This is a genomic window from Maribacter cobaltidurans (assembly GCF_002269385.1).
Classification (GTDB): Bacteria; Bacteroidota; Bacteroidia; order Flavobacteriales; family Flavobacteriaceae; genus Maribacter; species Maribacter cobaltidurans.
The window spans coordinates 26,075-43,008 of sequence record NZ_CP022957.1; the positions used below are offsets into that span (position 1 = coordinate 26,075).

Genomic DNA, 16,934 nt, shown 5'->3' on the forward strand with positions numbered 1-16,934 from the left:
CATGGTACACCCTTTGGTTAGCATCATCGTCCCCTTTAAGGATACGGCCCCCTACTTGGAGGAATGCCTGAATTCCGTTTTGGCGCAAAGCTATCCGCATTGGGAAATGATTGCCGTAAACGACCATTCCAAAGACAATAGTCTTGCCATCGTAACGGAATTTGCAAAACAAGACCCACGAATCAAGGTTTATCCAAATACCGGTAAAGGTGTTATACAGGCTTTACAAACTGCCTATTCCCATAGCAGCGGTACCTTTATTACACGAATGGATTCCGATGATATTATGACCCCAGACCGACTACAGGTCATGACCAATTTGTTGCTTGAACATGGTGAGGAACATTTAGCCGTAGGACAGGTCAAGTATTTCTCTGACCGCGGTATCAGCGATGGCTACGACCGGTACGAAAAATGGCTGAACGGTTTAACCGAAAAAGGAACCAATTATAGTGAAATCTACAAGGAATGTGTTATCCCCTCCCCATGCTGGATGGCATACCGTACCGATTTTGAGGCCTGTGACGGGTTCAATCCCCATAGGTATCCTGAGGACTATGACCTTACCTTTCGCTTTTACGAAAAAGGGCTGCGTGTTATCCCGTGCGATAAAACCCTGCTGTATTGGAGGGATTATGATCAGCGGACCTCCCGCACCAGCGAACATTACGCCCAAAACTATTTTTTGGACATAAAACTTCATTACTTCTTAAAGCTGGATCATGACCCGCAGCGCCCCTTGGTGGTCTGGGGTGCCGGATTCAAAGGAAAAAAGATTGCCCAATCGCTCACAGAAAAGAATATTGAATTCTCATGGATCTGTGATAATCCAAAAAAAATTGGAAAGGAAATCTATGGCCATATCTTGCTTTCCTTCGAGCAACTGGACGAGATTGAAAATCCCCAAAGTATTATAACCGTTGCCAATGAGGAGGCACAAAAGGAAATTAGGGCCTTTTTTAAGCTCAGAACTATGGGTAATATATTGGATTACTTCTTTTTTTGTTGATGCAGAGAGATTCTGGGCATTGGTCAATACATTATGAATTTGCTTTGGCAAACCAAACTTTCACGGAGAAATCCCGAGTGAAATTTGATTACACCCCACCTTGGTGATTTGAACTTATACGAAGAACATAAAATCGGGAATATCAAGTCAAAATAAGTATCTTTGACCAATCACTTAAAGGAATGCAGTTTAAACATCCAGAACTTCTTTGGGCCTTATTGTTACTGGCCATTCCCATTATCATTCACCTTTTTCAGCTTCGCCGATTTAAAAAAACACCCTTTACCAATGTAAAGATGCTTAAAAAGGTACTCGCCGAATCCAGAAGGAGCAGTACTTTAAAAAAATGGCTCATCCTATTCGCTAGATTGGGCATTTTTGCAAGTTTGATCATTGCGTTTGCCCAACCTTTCAGTGCCAATGAAAATGCCCTAAAAAGTCAGGAAACGTTTATATATCTGGACAATTCCTTTAGCATGCAGGCGAAATTGGGAAATGGTACTTTGTTGCAAAATACGGTACAGGACCTTATCCAAAGCATCCCCAGAAATAGTCCTTTTACCCTCATAACCAACGACAGGACCTTTGAGGACGTGGAAATCGGGGACATCCAAAACGAGCTGGTCACCCTTTCGCCCAGTACCAACCAATTAACGTTGGATCAGATTCTTCTGCGAAGTTCCGCTTTCTTGAATAATGACAGCCCATCCATTAAGCGTACCGTACTTATTTCGGATTTTCAGGAACATATGGGTCCCTTGCCCGAAACGGATCAAAACAAGGAAATCTATTTCGTAAAACAGGATGCCGGGGATTTAATCAATGTCTCCATCGATTCCGTGTATATTGCCAATTCGGACAATGAGGTTATTGAACTAACCACCCTGTTATCGTCCAATGAAAACGTGGAAGCCTATCCCGTTTCCCTGTACGATGGAACCAAGCTAATAGCAAAGACATCGGCACCCTTTAACAATGGAAAAAGTGCGTCGGTTACCTTTTCCGTACCCGCCAACGTGCCTATTGCAGGACGAATTATCATTTCGGATACGGGACTTCCCTATGACAATGAATTTTATTTCAACATAGATACTCCAAAAAAAATAAAGGTACTGGCCATTTCAGATGGTGAGACCAGCTTTTTAAGTAAGATCTACGACCCAAATGAATTTGACTTTAATGCAACTCCCCTAAGTCAGGTTAACTACAGTGCCATTGAGGATTACAACCTTATAGTCCTGAACGAATTGGAACAGATTCCTGCAGGTTTGGAGAATACGATACATTCCTTTGTAAAACAAGGTGGGACGTTTGTGGTCATACCCGCACAGCAAATCGACCAGGACTCCTATAACCGATTGGCCTCACGCTATTTCAACACCCAATATGGCGAGTTGTTCCTGGGGCAGGCCGCTATTTCCGGTATCGCGTTCGAGCATCCTATCTATACCAATGTATTCAATAAAAGGGTGAGCAATTTTCAATATCCCGAAGTTTCCAGTTACCATAACCTTACTTCTCAAGGTCAAAATGTGCTTACGTTTCAAAACGGCAAACCTTTTCTGGTAGGGAATGGGAATTCCTATTTCTTTTCATCCGCCCTGAATCAGGACAATTCCAATTTCAAGAACTCACCATTGGTGGTTCCAACATTTTATAACATTGCCCGCAATAGTCTAAAATTACCCAAGTTATACCAAATCCTGGGGAAACGTGAAGAATTGGAAATACCCATTTCATTGTCAAAGGACCAAATTTTAAAGGTGGCCAAGGAGGATTATGAATTTATTCCACAGCAAATTTCGTTGCCTAAAAAGGTTCAATTGACCTTTGACGAAAACCCCACCGAGGACGGAATTTTTCAGATTCTCAATGGAACTGAAACCTTGGGGAACATTAGCTTTAACTATGACCGCCAAGAAAGTGTACTTCGTTTTATGGATGCAGGCGCTGTTGAAAACAACAGGGTTTTCGACTCTATTTCGAATTTTTTCGAGGATGTCCAAAAAGCGAACAGTATCCATGAATTTTGGAAATGGTTTGCTATTTTAGCACTGATTTTTGTACTGACAGAATCCGCCCTTCAAAGGTTTTTAAAATAACTCTTACATGAACATACTTCTAAAATCGGCAAAGATCGTAAATGAGGCAACCAAGGAAATCCACCTTAAAAAAAGAGATATTTTAATCAAGAACGGCGTTATAGAGAAAATTGGTGTCCAGATAGACGCCCCTCCAAAAACAAAAATCGTTGAACACAAAAACTTGCATGTTTCCCTAGGCTGGATGGATACGGGAGTCTCTTTTGGAGAACCCGGCTATGAAGAAAGGGAAACGATTGACAATGGTTTGCAGACCGCGGCAAGGAGTGGGTTTACGGATGTTCTATTAAATCCAAATAGTTTTCCCCTACCCGATAGCAGTTCCGATATCGTTTTTCTAAAAAATGCTTCAAAAGGCCATGTAACCAATTTACACCCATTAGGAAATTTGACGGTAAGCGGTGAAGGTGAATCCCTGGCCGAACTCTATGACATGAAAAATGCAGGTGCGGTGGGGTTTTATGATTTTAAACACGCAGTTACCAACCCCAATCTGCTTAAAATCGCACTTCAATATGCACAGAATTTTGACGGCATTGTACTGTCCTTTCCTTTGGATAACCATATCGCCGGAAAAGGAATCGTAAACGAAGGTATTGTTAGTACTAGACTCGGATTAAAAGGGATTCCGGCCATGGCCGAAGAGCTTCAAGTATCCAGAGACCTGTTTATTCTGGAATATACCGGTGGAAAGCTGCACATCCCGACGATAAGTACCGCCAATTCCGTTAAACTCATTGCCGCTGCCAAGAAGAAAGGACTTAAAGTCACCTGTAGTGTAGCGGTCCATAACTTAATCAAAACGGACGATGATCTGGAGGATTTTGAAACCCATTATAAGGTATTGCCTCCCCTGCGTACTACCAAGGATTGCAAAGAGCTGATCAAAGGATTGACAAATGGTACAATAGATTTTGTAACCTCAGACCATACACCCCTAAATATTGAATTGAAAAAGGTAGAATTTGACAATGCGGACTATGGCACTATAGGTCTGGAAAGTAGTTTTGGAGCATTGAATCAACTCTTTGATATTGAGGAAACCATAGAAATTCTCACCCGTGGAAGAAAAACCTTCGGAATTGAAGTTCCCGAATTAAGGGAAGGTACCAAGGCGAATCTGACCATTTTTGACCCCAACACGGAATATACCTTTTCCGAAGACCATATTTCCAGTAGTTCAAAAAACAGTCTTTTCCTAAATACCGTTTTAAAAGGAACAGTTCTGGGCACAATTTCCAACAATCAAGTCCATCTAAACCATTAAACGTCATGGCAGAACAGGTAGTTGAGGGAAAAAATACGGCCATAATTGCATATCTGACCCTTGTAGGGGCAATCATAGCCATTTCCATGAATACGGAACCAAAACATGATTTTGCCAGATTTCATATACGACAAGCATTTGGCATACATCTTTTGTTCCACGCCTTTGCCCTCTTTTCCAGTGTATGGTATAATCAGTATGGGCTTTATGGGCTGTATATCTGCTATCTAGCGCTTTGGTTTTATGGTTTTTTGAATGCGCTGAACAATAAGAAACAACTTGTCCCCATCATAGGAAGCTATTTTCAAAAATGGTTCACCTTTATCCAATAAAAAATGACAACTGCCCCACTTTCCCTAGAACATATTATAAAACCATCATCCATGAACACGGGTAAACCACCCGTAATATTTATGTTACATGGATATGGAAGTAATGAGGAAGACCTTTTTTCCTTTGCCGAGGAACTCCCTGAAAAGTACTGTGTTATTTCCGTTAGGGCTCCTTACACGTTACAACCGTTTGGGTATGCCTGGTATGCCATCAATTTTGATAATGAAAAAGGAAAATGGAGCGATGACCAACAAGCGATCGAATCCCGGGATGCCATTGTCAAGTTCCTAAAGGAAGCTTGTGAGGCCTACCATTTGGATGATACTGATATCACATTACTGGGTTTTAGCCAAGGAACCATTCTGAGCTATTCGGTTGCGCTCTCCTACCCAGAAAAAATTAAAAGGGTGATTGCGCTAAGCGGATACATCAATGAAAATATCTTGAAGGAAGGCTATGCTTCAAATAATTTCGGGTCCTTGCGTATTTATGTCTCGCATGGTCAGGTGGACCAGGTAATTCCCATAGAATGGGCACAAAAAGCACCTCAAATCCTTGATAATTTGGGAATCACCAACGTTTTTGAAGAATACCCCGTGGGACATGGTGTGGCTCCCCAAAATTTCTATTCGTTTAAAAAGTGGCTTGAAGCAAACCCTTAGTTGCTGCGGGTATACAACAAATGATCTATCAAGGTGAAATCGATGCCCAAGTTATCTTTTAGCTCATAACGAATCAAAATTTCTCCCCAATATTTACCATCAGAGAAATCGGCCAAAATCCATTTGTGGTTCAGGACCTTGATTTTGTTGATTTTAAAATCATTTTGCATTCCCTCATAGGGAACCAATGGATTATCCCCCTTGGATTCATTGGTTTCCAATAATTTATCCGAAATATATCTCGTAGGGTTTTCCAAATCCAAATGGTCATAGTACGCCATGGCATCGTCATTGTTCTCCAATGAAAAATATTGCATCTCCAGAACACGTAATTCCGCTTGCTGCAGGGAATCCTTTAAAGCGTCTACCTTGGTTTCCAAACTTTGTATTCTTTGGGAACTGGCCTTGGACATTTTGCTTCCGCTAACGCCCAGATACAAACAAATCAATGCGGAAAAAATAAAAAGATATAGATAAATGTTCTTTTTCATATGCTATAATTCTATAACAAGATTATCGTAGGCCAAATGTACATTTTTAGGAAGACTCTTTTCTACTTCCCCATGAAAACCCAGTAAATGACTTATGTGGGTAAAATAGGTCTTTTGAGGTTTTACCTTCTCAACAAAGGAAAGTGCCTCTTCCAAGTTAAAATGGGAATGATGGGGCTCTATACGCAAAGCATTTACAACCAATACTTTAGTCCCTAAAATCTTTTTAAATTCTTCTTCCTCAACAGATTTCACATCGGTCAAATAAGTAAATCCACCAATTTTATATCCAAAAACCTTAAGCCGATTGTGCATTACTTGAATAGGGGTTACCGTACGATCACCAACTTCAAAATCCTTCCCCTTTTCCACATAATTAATGGCCACGGACGGGGCACCGGGATATCTGTCCTTTTCTTGAAAAATATAATCGAACCGTCTCTTCAATGATTTTACCACCCTTTTGGGCGCGTATATGGGAATATCTCCCTGTCTGAAAAAAAACGGACGAATATCATCCAAACCTGCGGTGTGGTCAGAATGTTCATGGGTGAAAAGAATTCCATCCAACCGGGTCACTTCATGGGTCAACATCTGTTGTCTAAAATCCGGACCGCAATCAATTACAAAATGATATTCTCCCCATTGCAGCAATACGGAAACCCTTAATCTTTTGTCCCTTACATCGTCACTTAAACATACCGGATGCGTACTTCCTATGACGGGTATTCCCTGCGATGTTCCCGTTCCAAGAAAAGTAACCTTTAGACCTTCTTCCATAGACATCAAATTTAATTCTTATTTAAGAAAATAGCGGTTCAATTTTGGTTAAGCTTTTGGCAATGTCTTTTTTTTGGGAGCAAATTATCTTTCAAATAAGGGACATTTTTTCATTTGGATTGGCCATTAGGTTACCCTTTCTTTATAACTTTGTTAAAACAAACTATAAGAATGGCCTCAGTTTTAAAGAGAGAAAGTGTTTTCGAGAATATACCGTCGATTAAAGCCAAAACTTTAAGAATCAACTTGAATCCAGATATCTACGGAACTTTTGCCGAGATCGGTGCCGGGCAGGAAACCGCAAGACATTTCTTTAGATCGGGCGGTGCCTCTGGGACTATTGCCAAGGCCATGAGTGCCTATGATAAGGATTTCAGCGATGCCATTTATGGCGTGGAGGAAGACGGAAGGTATGTGACGCAGGCGAGGTTGAAAACAATGATCAAGTACGAGATGCAATTGATGGAAGAGAGAATTAGCAGGGAAAGACATCCCGATAGAGTTTTCTTTTCTTATGCCAATACGGTCGCTACGATAGACTTTTCCAAAAGGTATAAAGGACATGGTTGGATAGGTATACGTTATCAGTTAGACCCCAAGCAAAAGGAGTATGACGAGATAGTGTTGCATGTTCGTTTTAAACAAAACGAGGCCAGGCTTCAACAGGAGACCCTTGGTATTTTGGGAGTGAATCTAATTTACGGTGCCTTTTACAAATACCACAAGCCCAAGAAAATGTTGAAATATCTATATGACCATATAGATAAGGATACGTTGGAAATAGATATGATCAACTTTTCCGGTCCCAATTTTAAGGACGTGGACAATAGGTTAATGAGCCTTCAGCTGATAAGGAACGATATGACCGATGCCGTAATGTTCGGTCCGGACGGAAATAATCTTTTGCCTGCTGCCGTACTTTACAAAAAAAACATCTTGGCGTTGCGAGGTAGTTTTAGGCCGGTTACCAAGGTCAATATGGATATGTTCCATAAATCCTATGACATCTTTGTACGTGATCCCCAGGTAGATCAAGAAAATAGTATCGTCATTTTTGAAATTACCTTGTCCAACTTAAAGGCTTCCGGGGAAATCGATGAAGAGGACTTCATGGACAGGGCAGAATTGTTATGTTCACTCGGGCATTGCGTAATGATTTCAAAGTTTCAGGAATACTATAAATTGGTGGAGTATTTTAACAATTACACCAAGAATAGGATTGGCCTTACCATGGGCGTGAACAACCTAGTGGACATTTTTGACGAGAAATACTATCGCCATTTAAGCGGGGGTATCCTAGAGGCCTTTGGTAAACTATTTTTCAAAGATCTGCAAGTGTACCTATACCCCATGAAAAACCCGGATACCGGTCAAGTGATGACCAGTAATAATGTGAAGGTGCACCCAAGGATGAAGGAACTCTATAAATTCTTTAAATATAATGGTAAGGTCATGGACATCATTGACTATGAACCGGACATTATGGATATTTTCTCCAGGGATGTATTGCGGAAAATCATGAACGGCGAAGAGGGTTGGGAGGAAATGCTACCGGAAGGTATTGCAGAAATAATTAAGGAAAAAAAGCTGTTCACCAAAAAAGAAATTTCTAAACCGGAAGAAATAGAGAAGGAAATAGAAAAAAAATAACCCCCTAAAAGGGGGCTGTTTTTAGTCCAACAATTGGGCAGCGTGATCTTTGGTCTTTACCTTATCGATTACTTTGGTCACTATGCCTTCCTCATTGATAACAAATGTTTTCCTGTGGATTCCATCATATTCCCTGCCCATAAATTTCTTTGGACCCCAAACACCAAAAATATTAAGTACGGTATGATTCTCATCCGCTAGCAAGGGAAAAGGGAAATCATATTTATCCTTAAAGTTCAATTGTTTTTTTTGGGAGTCCGCGCTCACCCCCAACAGCTCGTAACCTTCATCCTGCAGGGCTTTATAGTTATCCCTTAAGTTACATGCTTCGGCAGTACAACCGGGCGTGTTTGCCTTTGGATAGAAAAAAACAATCAATTTCTTTCCGCTATAATCCGATAAATTTATAGTATTGCCATCTTGATCTTTGGCTGAAAATTCGGGAACCTTATCCCCTTCCTTAAGTGTTTTCATAGTCAATAATCTTATATTTTGTTCAATAGTATTTTTGTAAAATTAAACAAAAAATGACGAAGGCAGAAAAGGTATCTTTCGCAATTTCCAAATTGCAGGAACTCTATCCTACCATTCCCGTTCCTTTGGAGCATAAAGACCCATACACCCTTTTAATAGCGGTACTTATGTCCGCTCAAAGTACAGATGTTAGGGTCAATCAAATAACTCCTATTCTGTTTGAAAAAGCGGATAATCCTTTTGATATGGTAAAAATGAGTGTTGAGGAAATAAGGGAAATCATTAAACCCGTAGGGCTGTCGCCCATGAAATCCAAAGGAATACACGGACTTTCTAAAATTCTAATTGAAAAATACGATGGAGAGGTTCCACAAGACATTCATCTTTTAGAGGAATTACCTTCCGTTGGCCACAAAACCGCAAGTGTTGTGGTTTCCCAGGCTTTTGGTATTCCGGCCTTTCCTGTGGATACCCATATCCATAGACTTATGTATAGATGGGGCTTTTCTAACGGAAAAAATGTAGTGCAGACCGAAAAAGATGCCAAAAGATTGTTTCCCAAAGCGTTATGGAACGACCTTCATCTTCAAATCATATGGTATGGTAGGGACTACTCACCAGCTAGGGGGTGGGATTTGGAAAAGGATATTATCACCAAGACCATTGGAAGAAAAACGGTCATTAATGAATATTACAATAGAAAAAAGACCCGTTAAACGAGTCTTTTTTTATTAGTTTAAATACGTTTCGAACTCCAAGTCTTTGTACTTGACGTCATACAGTGCCTTAGAAAAGCTTAGTAAGAAGTTGATGGTTTTTGGACAAACCTTTTTAAACTCAGTTCTTTCCTGATAATTAGAGTAAATTTTTTCCATATTTCCATTGTTGTTACATTAAATTAACGCAACTACAAAAGAAATATTGTTTATTGTTTTCTAGACTGATTAATGAGTAAGTACGATATTATGTTTTTCAATTATTTTCCTTAGGTTAATCAATGCATAGCGCATTCTTCCAAGTGCCGTATTTATGCTTACTCCCGTGTTTTCGGAAATTTCCTTGAAGCTCATATCCTTGTAGATACGCATTATCAAAACTTCTTTTTGATCATCGGGAAGTTCCTCAATCAACTCCCTCAAATCCGTATCGATTTGGTCCTTTATCAATTGCTTTTCGGCATTTAACTTGTCATCCCCAATTACAGAAAAGATATTAAAATCTTCGTTCCCCTCGAACATAGGCATTCTCTTGTTCTTTCTAAAATGATCAATAATAAGGTTATGGGCAATACGCATAACCCAAGGTAAAAACTTACCTTCTTCACTGTAGCTCCCTTTTTTGAGGGTTTTGATTACCTTAATAAAGGTATCCTGAAAGATATCCTCCGTTACGTCCCTATCCAATACTTTGGAATAAATAAAGCTCGTAATACGCTGATTATGTCTATGAATAAGAATTTCCAAGGCTTTTTCGTCGCCACTGATGTAATCTCTTACTAGTTCTGAATCTTCAATCTGTAATTCCATATTAGTTACTTTCATTAGGTGACAGGGTGGGGATCCTGATTTTGATTATTAATTAATTGTAATTAGTCGTTCAATTCTGATATAAAACTAGATAAATCACCCCCCTTGATAAAAAGTATGTTGTAAAAACGCCCTTTTCTGATGTGAAACCAGTAAAACCTATTTTTTATACAATAATTAGGTGTTTTATTAGTTGACTTTAGGCCTTGTGAAAAAGGTTTGACCTATCTGAAGATGTCGCAACCGCCAACTGTGGTTGCTTTATTCGATAAAAAACAAAACCCTGGGAATAGTCATCCCAGGGTTTTATATGTATATTCAAGAACTTTATTAGTTCAAATTACTTTCAAATTTTATGCCCTTGGCTTCTGTAACTTTAAGGGACTTTGAATAATTCAACAAAAACTGAATTGTTTCAGGTTTCGCAGATACTGTTTTGTTGGTTTTTGTTTTGGTCTGGTAAATTTTTTCCATATTCTTCGTTTTTGTTTCACTTAAGAAACGTCAACGGAATAAATATAGTAGATCCACTCGACCTGTTACCAATTAATTCGTTAAAACTATACTATTAGCCTCAACCAACTTCCTAAGGTTTATAAGGGCATAGCGCATTCTGCCTAGTGCGGTATTGATGCTTACCCCCGTATTTTCGGAAATTTCCTTAAAACTCATTTCCTTATATAGACGCATTTGCAATACCTCTTGTTGGTCATCCGGTAATTCTTTAATCATTCTTGCGAGGTCCGTATCGATCTGGTCTTTTATCAATTGACTTTCAGCATTCAATTTTTCGTCGCCCATCAAGGAAAAAACATTAAAAGTTTCCGTAGCGTCGTACATTGGCATTCTATTGCTCTTTCTAAAATGGTCTATGATGAGATTATGGGCGATGCGCATGACCCAAGGTAAAAATTTACCTTCCTCATTGTACGCACCTCTCTTGAGTGTACGGATAACCTTCATAAAGGTATCCTGAAAAATATCCTCTGTCAATTCACGGTCTCCTACTTTGGAATAAATGAAGCCGGTTAGGCGTGCATTGTGCCGGTGAATAAGAACCTCAATGGCCCTTTCATTACCGTTCATATAATCCTTAACCAGTTGGGAGTCTTCAAGTGCCTGTATCATAAGCCTTACTTTTGTGGGTTAAAATTGGGGTCCTAATGCTTTATGGCTTAGGATTTTTTTAATTTCTTTCTAACTTCAAAAGTAATTTTTGGCTATAGGCTTCTTGTTTTGCGAGACTCAAAGATATAAAAAAATAAATACTCCAAAAAAAATGTGAAATAATCCCGGCCCGCTTTTAGAAAAATGACATTTAAACTTTTTGCTAAATGCCATATTGTATCTTTGCAAATTTAAAGATGCTGTATGACCGTATTATCCCAGATAAATCCAAAAAAAAACATTATCATAAAAGGTGCCAAGCTGCACAACCTTAAAAATATAGATGTTGTAATCCCCAGAAACAAGCTTGTGGTCATAACGGGATTGTCCGGATCTGGAAAATCCAGTTTGGCGTTTGACACCCTTTTCGCGGAGGGACAAAGGAGATATGTGGAAAGTCTATCCTCATATGCCAGGCAGTTCTTGGGAAAATTGGACAAACCGAAGGTCGACTATATAAAAGGAATTGCACCGGCCATTGCCATTGAACAAAAGGTAAACTCTACCAACCCAAGATCTACGGTAGGTACCACTACTGAAATATATGATTATATAAAACTTCTGTATGCCCGTATTGGAAAAACATTTTCACCAATTTCAGGTAATGAGGTTAAAAAAAACACCGTATCAGATGTTATTGAATACGTTAAGACCTTTGATGCAGATACTAAACTCCTGCTCCTCGCTCCCATAACCATAAGGGAGGATAGGGATTCATTAAAATCGCTTCAATTATTTTCCAAGCAGGGGTACGCCAGAATTAAATATCAGGGGAAGGTCCTTAGAATAGATCAGGCCCCGAAGGATATTGGAAAGAAATTCGACCTTGTCATCGACAGAATCATAACCAAAAATGATGAAGATTTTTACAATAGGTTGGCCAATGCAGTGGATACCGCCTTTTTTGAAGGTAAGGGAGAGTGCATTATTGAAGAGTTATCAAATTCCGAACAACGCCTTTTCAGCAACAAATTTGAGTTGGACGGTATGCAGTTTTTGGAACCTAACGTTCACTTATTTAGTTTTAACAATCCCTACGGGGCATGTCCTAAATGCGAAGGATATGGAGATGTCATAGGGATTGATGAAGATTTAGTAATTCCCAATACAGCGCTTTCAATCTACGAGAATGCCGTTTTTCCATGGCGTGGTGAAAGTATGGGTTGGTATCGTGACCAATTGGTAAATGCTGCCTATAAATTTGATTTTCCCATTCACAAACCCTGGTTTGAACTCACTGAAGCACAGAAAAAATTGGTTTGGGACGGTAACGAACATTTTATTGGGCTACACAAGTTTTTCGAGACCCTTGAGGAAAAAAGCTATAAAATACAGAATAGGGTAATGCTCAGCCGTTATAGGGGAAAAACAAAATGCAATGTCTGCCATGGTAAACGACTGCGAACGGAAACGGATTATGTAAAAATTGGTGGCAAATCCATTTCAGATTTGGTAGGTCTACCCATTGAGCGGCTTATCCCGTTCTTTGGAACTTTGGAACTGTCCGATCACGATGCCAAAATAGCGGATAGATTATTAAAGGAAATAAATACCCGGCTAGGTTTCTTGGATAAGGTAGGGCTAAACTACCTTACCCTTAACAGAAAATCTAATACACTATCCGGTGGGGAAAGCCAGCGAATCAATTTGGCCACCTCCCTGGGAAGTAGCCTAGTGGGTTCCATGTATATTCTGGACGAGCCTAGTATTGGGCTTCATCCTAAGGACACCGAAAATTTAATCCAAGTTTTGATTTCACTTAGGGACTTGGGCAATACCGTCATTGTAGTGGAGCATGATGAGGATATTATGAAAGCTGCAGATCAGGTTATAGATATTGGGCCTGAGGCTGGTACACATGGGGGAAATATTGTTGCCCAGGGCACTTTGGATGAAATCTTAAAATCATCTTCACTGACTGCCAGCTACTTAAACGGAACCATGACTATCGAGGTTCCCAAAGAGAGACGTACCTCGAAAAATCATATCGAAATAATAGGTTGTAGGGCAAACAACCTGAGAAATATCAATGTTACTTTTCCATTAGATATGCTAACCGTGGTAACGGGTGTATCGGGAAGTGGGAAAAGTACCTTGGTCAAAAAGTTGTTATATCCTATTATTCTTAAGGAAACTGGAGGTTATGGGGAAAAAGCGGGTCAATATAGTTCTGTGCATGGTAAATATAAGCATATAAAACATGTGGAATTTGTGGATCAAAATCCTATAGGTCGCTCATCCCGTTCCAACCCCGTTACCTATATAAAGGCTTATGATGAGATACGGAACCTTTTCGCAAGCCAAAAGCTGAGCAAAATAAGGAACTATCAAGCCAAACACTTTTCATTCAATGTGGACGGTGGCAGATGTGAGAAATGCAAAGGAGAAGGAGAAATTACTGTGGAAATGCAGTTTATGGCCGATGTGCATTTGGAATGTGATACTTGCGGTGGAAAGCGATTCAAAAAAGATGTTTTGGAAGTTACTTTCAACCATAAGAACATCGATGATATCTTGAACATGACCATCGACGATGCCATAGCTTTCTTTGAAGCGGGGGAGCAAAAAAAGATTGTAAGTAAATTAAAACCCCTTCAAGATGTTGGATTGGGCTATGTAACGCTGGGGCAGTCCTCCTCTACCCTATCCGGTGGTGAGGCTCAACGCATAAAACTGGCGTCCTTCTTGGTAAAGGGAGCTACTAAGGATAAGGCCCTTTTTATATTTGACGAACCCACAACTGGACTACATTTTCATGACATCCAAAAATTATTGAAATCCTTTAACGCCTTGATTAAAAAAGGACACTCCATAGTGGTTATTGAGCACAATATTGAGCTCATCAAATGTGCGGACTATATCATCGATTTGGGGCCTGGAGGTGGAGAAAACGGCGGACAATTACTAGCCGAGGGAACACCCGAGGAGGTGGTTAAAAACACCAAATCCTTCACTGCAAAATACCTAAAGGAAAAACTGGTTTAAGCCAAAACTCCATTTTATTTAAAACGAATTATTATTTAAATAGCTTTATTTCAAATAGTTAAATACATTGTTTCATTTTTGGCACGCTGTTTGTTTTATATAAGGCGAGTGTAAATAGTTGCACTTGGAATTTAAAACCTTATATCATGAAAAATTTAGTACTCCTCTTTACGGCGATGATTTTAGGCACAACTGGTGCCTTGGCCAACAGTACGGTAGAAGATAAGGTTGCAACACGCAATGCTTATAGGAACAACAACTCATTTATTTTTGTTGAAAATGGCATTACGTTTTCAGTATATCCTGATGGAGAATTTGACTTCTATATAGAAGACTATGTTACGGGTAGAAGAAACGGGATAACTTTCAACTCAGGTTATGATTATAGTCCATATGCGCAGTATGATGATTACGGTGCGGTTATACAAGTAGAGAACGTTCCTATATTTTATGACTATTACGGTCGTGTTACCCAAATAGGCGATGTGGATATCAGATATAGAAATAATAGGGTTCGCAGTGTAGGTGGTATGTACGTGTTCTATGATAACAGAGGTTTCTATGACTACCATACCGGTTTCATCAACATTTATAATAGACATTATGTATACCGTCCGTTTCACAGATGGTTTATTAGACCAGCTATAGGATTCTCATTAGTGTTCAATAGACCTTACAGAAGGTATTATACGCCAATCAGATATACATATTATAGACCGTATAGGTATAATACACGAAGAGCTTATGTTAAAATTGGCAGGGAGCATAGATACAATAAGGTAAGAAGGGAAAGGGCCAATATTTATAGAAACGATAATAGGGTCGCTGTAAGGGATAATTCCTATAGAGGCAATAAAAGTAAAAGCTATAGAGATAACGATGGTCTGCGTTCCAATAATAATACGGCCAGAAGAAGCGAGAACTTCAAATCCGATAGACGGGTAGCTACTACCCAAAATGGAAGAAAAACCGACAATGACAATGTTAGAAGGTCTAACTCGGTAAAAAGAAGTAGTTCAACATCGGTTAGAAGAAGTAACGGAAATGCCGTTAGAGGGAATGACAAAAGAACTGTTGTTAGCAAACGTGAAGTAACAAGAACGCCAAGAAGTACTACAGTTAAACGAAGTACCTCTACTACTTATAGAAAACCAATGAATAGAAGTACAGTTGGTCGTAGTTCAAATAACAACGGGGCCGTAACACAAAGATCTGTAAAAAGAACGGTTACCAAGGCTCCGTCTAAGCAGCGTAGTACGGTAAGCAGAAGTAGCAGTTCAAGATCGGTAAGTAAGGCTCCTTCAAGAAGCAGCACTAGAAGCAGCAGTTCACGTTCTGCCTCTAGAAGAAGTAATTAAAAAATAAAAGTTAGTTTTTAGGTTGGTTAGTTGTTTAGCCCTGTAGTAAATACGTTTACTGCAGGGCTTTTTTTGCTTTTTAAATCACAAGGGGTGTTTCTCAAAAATTTTTAAAAACTTCTTGGGCAGTGCATATTTAATTTGCATTCGTTCTTGAGTCCTTGGGTGGTCAAATTCCAAAACGGCGGCGTGTAGATACAGACCTTTACCTTTCAATTTTAAATGAGCAGAAGTATAAAGGGGGTCTCCTAAAATAGGATTCCCTATGCTTTGTAAGTGTTTTCGAAGTTGATGCCTTCTGCCGGTCATTGGACTTAATTTTACCAAATTAAGGAATATAAATCGATTGGATGCTACCGTACTTATAACCTCATAATAGGAAACTGAATCCTTGCCATCAATAGGCGAGTTTATAATACCCTTGTTCTTCATGGCCCCAATAGTAACGGCATAATAGGTTTTAGCTATTTGCTTTTTCTTGAATTGATTTCCCAAAGTAACCATACTGCTGGCCGTTTTTCCGGTCAACAACAGTCCAGTTGTAGGATAGTCCAGTCTATGAACAGGTTTGGGAATTATGGCATCAGGCTCTTTGCTCCTTTTTAAGTTTTGGGGCAAGGCATTGGCTATGGTCCTAAAACCATTTCCACTGACCAAAATTCCCGGTGGTTTCGCTACTACGGCCAAATGATCATCTTCAAAAACGATTTCCAAAGGAAGCTGTAATTTTTTCTTGCTTTCCTTTATGGGGGCTTCCCTTAGGCTGATAGTCTCCCCACCCAGAATATAGGTTGCCGTCGTTGCTATTTTACCGTCGACCAGAATCAAATTTTTTCTAATCGCCTTTTTCAAAGAGGACTTTGTTGGAAGGTTTAAGAATATACCAACACCATATTCCTGCAATCTTGAAATGCATACTTTCTCCGGGACCGTGTGGGTTTCTATAATAGCCAATCTTATTTAGATAAATTTATTTGACAAGTAAAACGATTACTTATTTATTTAAGTGAATCAACAAATTACATGGAATTGAAGTAGCTTACAAACATTACTAACTGCTATTCTACAGATAATTGAAAAAAATTAATCCTAAGTTAATAAGACAACTTGTACTGATTTCACTAATTCTA

At 39.4% G+C, this 16,934-nt stretch carries 16 protein-coding genes; 9 read left to right on the forward strand and 7 right to left on the reverse strand.

Annotated elements, in window-relative coordinates:
- Position 1: 1 nt before the first annotated feature.
- From CJ263_RS00110 to CJ263_RS00130, 5 genes are all read left to right on the forward strand, one after another.
- The gene (locus CJ263_RS00110; protein WP_094995394.1) at positions 2-1,009 is read left to right on the forward strand and encodes a glycosyltransferase; all 1,008 of its coding nucleotides are present in this window, start codon (positions 2-4) and stop codon (positions 1,007-1,009) included.
- 182 nt (positions 1,010-1,191) lie between these two features.
- Positions 1,192-3,111 (forward strand): BatA domain-containing protein, encoded by a 1,920-nt coding sequence (locus CJ263_RS00115; RefSeq protein WP_094995395.1) that lies wholly within the window; start codon positions 1,192-1,194, stop codon positions 3,109-3,111.
- Between the two features lie 7 nt (positions 3,112-3,118).
- The gene (locus CJ263_RS00120) at positions 3,119-4,378 is read left to right on the forward strand and encodes a dihydroorotase (RefSeq protein ID WP_094995396.1); all 1,260 of its coding nucleotides are present in this window, start codon (positions 3,119-3,121) and stop codon (positions 4,376-4,378) included.
- Between the two features lie 5 nt (positions 4,379-4,383).
- Positions 4,384-4,710: a hypothetical protein gene (locus CJ263_RS00125; RefSeq protein WP_094995397.1), complete on the forward strand. Its 327-nt coding sequence runs from the start codon at positions 4,384-4,386 to the stop codon at positions 4,708-4,710.
- Positions 4,711-4,713: 3 nt separating this feature from the next.
- Positions 4,714-5,373, forward strand: coding sequence for an alpha/beta hydrolase (locus CJ263_RS00130; protein ID WP_094995398.1), 660 nt, complete (start codon positions 4,714-4,716; stop codon positions 5,371-5,373).
- Here the strand turns inward: CJ263_RS00130 and CJ263_RS00135 are convergent.
- Together CJ263_RS00135 and CJ263_RS00140 are read right to left on the reverse strand one after the other, a co-directional pair.
- Entirely contained in the window at positions 5,370-5,864 is a 495-nt protein-coding gene (locus CJ263_RS00135; RefSeq protein WP_094995399.1) for a hydrolase, read from the reverse strand. The genes CJ263_RS00130 and CJ263_RS00135 overlap by 4 nt on opposite strands.
- 3 nt (positions 5,865-5,867) lie before the next feature.
- A complete protein-coding gene (locus tag CJ263_RS00140; protein WP_094995400.1) occupies positions 5,868-6,644 on the reverse strand; it encodes an MBL fold metallo-hydrolase in 777 nt (258 codons plus the stop codon).
- A 171-nt stretch (positions 6,645-6,815) separates the two neighbouring features.
- On the opposite strand from CJ263_RS00140, the gene CJ263_RS00145 reads away from it, so the two are divergent.
- Entirely contained in the window at positions 6,816-8,294 is a 1,479-nt protein-coding gene (locus CJ263_RS00145; protein WP_094995401.1) for a nucleotidyl transferase family protein, read from the forward strand.
- A 21-nt stretch (positions 8,295-8,315) separates the two neighbouring features.
- On the opposite strand, the gene bcp is transcribed toward CJ263_RS00145, so the two are convergent.
- A complete protein-coding gene (gene bcp / locus CJ263_RS00150; protein WP_094995402.1) occupies positions 8,316-8,768 on the reverse strand; it encodes a thioredoxin-dependent thiol peroxidase in 453 nt (150 codons plus the stop codon).
- A gap of 53 nt (positions 8,769-8,821) precedes the next feature.
- On the opposite strand from bcp, the gene CJ263_RS00155 reads away from it, so the two are divergent.
- A complete protein-coding gene (locus CJ263_RS00155; protein ID WP_094995403.1) occupies positions 8,822-9,484 on the forward strand; it encodes an endonuclease III domain-containing protein in 663 nt (220 codons plus the stop codon).
- Between the two features lie 228 nt (positions 9,485-9,712).
- Here CJ263_RS00155 and CJ263_RS00160 read toward each other — a convergent pair whose 3' ends face one another.
- From CJ263_RS00160 to CJ263_RS00165, 3 genes are all read right to left on the reverse strand, one after another.
- The gene (locus CJ263_RS00160; protein WP_094999034.1) at positions 9,713-10,294 is read right to left on the reverse strand and encodes an RNA polymerase sigma factor; all 582 of its coding nucleotides are present in this window, start codon (positions 10,292-10,294) and stop codon (positions 9,713-9,715) included.
- Positions 10,295-10,624: 330 nt separating this feature from the next.
- Positions 10,625-10,768 (reverse strand): hypothetical protein, encoded by a 144-nt coding sequence (locus tag CJ263_RS21055; protein WP_188669419.1) that lies wholly within the window; start codon positions 10,766-10,768, stop codon positions 10,625-10,627.
- Positions 10,769-10,840: 72 nt separating this feature from the next.
- A complete protein-coding gene (locus CJ263_RS00165; protein ID WP_094995404.1) occupies positions 10,841-11,422 on the reverse strand; it encodes a sigma-70 family RNA polymerase sigma factor in 582 nt (193 codons plus the stop codon).
- Between the two features lie 243 nt (positions 11,423-11,665).
- Here CJ263_RS00165 and uvrA point away from each other — a divergent pair, with 243 nt between their 5' ends.
- Together uvrA and CJ263_RS00175 are read left to right on the forward strand one after the other, a co-directional pair.
- Positions 11,666-14,446, forward strand: coding sequence for an excinuclease ABC subunit UvrA (uvrA, locus tag CJ263_RS00170; protein ID WP_094995405.1), 2,781 nt, complete (start codon positions 11,666-11,668; stop codon positions 14,444-14,446).
- A gap of 146 nt (positions 14,447-14,592) precedes the next feature.
- Positions 14,593-15,804, forward strand: a complete 1,212-nt coding sequence (locus CJ263_RS00175) for a hypothetical protein (protein ID WP_094995406.1) — start codon at positions 14,593-14,595, stop codon at positions 15,802-15,804.
- Positions 15,805-15,888: 84 nt separating this feature from the next.
- On the opposite strand, the gene CJ263_RS00180 is transcribed toward CJ263_RS00175, so the two are convergent.
- Complete coding sequence (locus CJ263_RS00180; protein WP_094995407.1) at positions 15,889-16,758, reverse strand: RluA family pseudouridine synthase; 870 nt, start codon at positions 16,756-16,758, stop codon at positions 15,889-15,891.
- Positions 16,759-16,934: the final 176 nt, after the last annotated feature.

Coding starts and splice junctions, on each gene's coding strand:
- CJ263_RS00140 (WP_094995400.1), bottom strand. CDS start 6,644: ATGGAAGAAGGTCTAAAGGTTACTTTTCTTGGAACGGGAACATCGCAG.
- CJ263_RS00115 (WP_094995395.1), top strand. CDS start 1,192: ATGCAGTTTAAACATCCAGAACTTCTTTGGGCCTTATTGTTACTGGCC.
- CJ263_RS21055 (WP_188669419.1), bottom strand. CDS start 10,768: ATGGAAAAAATTTACCAGACCAAAACAAAAACCAACAAAACAGTATCT.
- bcp (WP_094995402.1), bottom strand. CDS start 8,768: ATGAAAACACTTAAGGAAGGGGATAAGGTTCCCGAATTTTCAGCCAAA.
- CJ263_RS00130 (WP_094995398.1), top strand. CDS start 4,714: ATGACAACTGCCCCACTTTCCCTAGAACATATTATAAAACCATCATCC.
- CJ263_RS00135 (WP_094995399.1), bottom strand. CDS start 5,864: ATGAAAAAGAACATTTATCTATATCTTTTTATTTTTTCCGCATTGATT.
- CJ263_RS00125 (WP_094995397.1), top strand. CDS start 4,384: ATGGCAGAACAGGTAGTTGAGGGAAAAAATACGGCCATAATTGCATAT.
- CJ263_RS00160 (WP_094999034.1), bottom strand. CDS start 10,294: ATGGAATTACAGATTGAAGATTCAGAACTAGTAAGAGATTACATCAGT.
- CJ263_RS00175 (WP_094995406.1), top strand. CDS start 14,593: ATGAAAAATTTAGTACTCCTCTTTACGGCGATGATTTTAGGCACAACT.
- CJ263_RS00165 (WP_094995404.1), bottom strand. CDS start 11,422: ATGATACAGGCACTTGAAGACTCCCAACTGGTTAAGGATTATATGAAC.
- CJ263_RS00145 (WP_094995401.1), top strand. CDS start 6,816: ATGGCCTCAGTTTTAAAGAGAGAAAGTGTTTTCGAGAATATACCGTCG.
- CJ263_RS00155 (WP_094995403.1), top strand. CDS start 8,822: ATGACGAAGGCAGAAAAGGTATCTTTCGCAATTTCCAAATTGCAGGAA.
- CJ263_RS00110 (WP_094995394.1), top strand. CDS start 2: ATGGTACACCCTTTGGTTAGCATCATCGTCCCCTTTAAGGATACGGCC.
- CJ263_RS00120 (WP_094995396.1), top strand. CDS start 3,119: ATGAACATACTTCTAAAATCGGCAAAGATCGTAAATGAGGCAACCAAG.
- uvrA (WP_094995405.1), top strand. CDS start 11,666: ATGACCGTATTATCCCAGATAAATCCAAAAAAAAACATTATCATAAAA.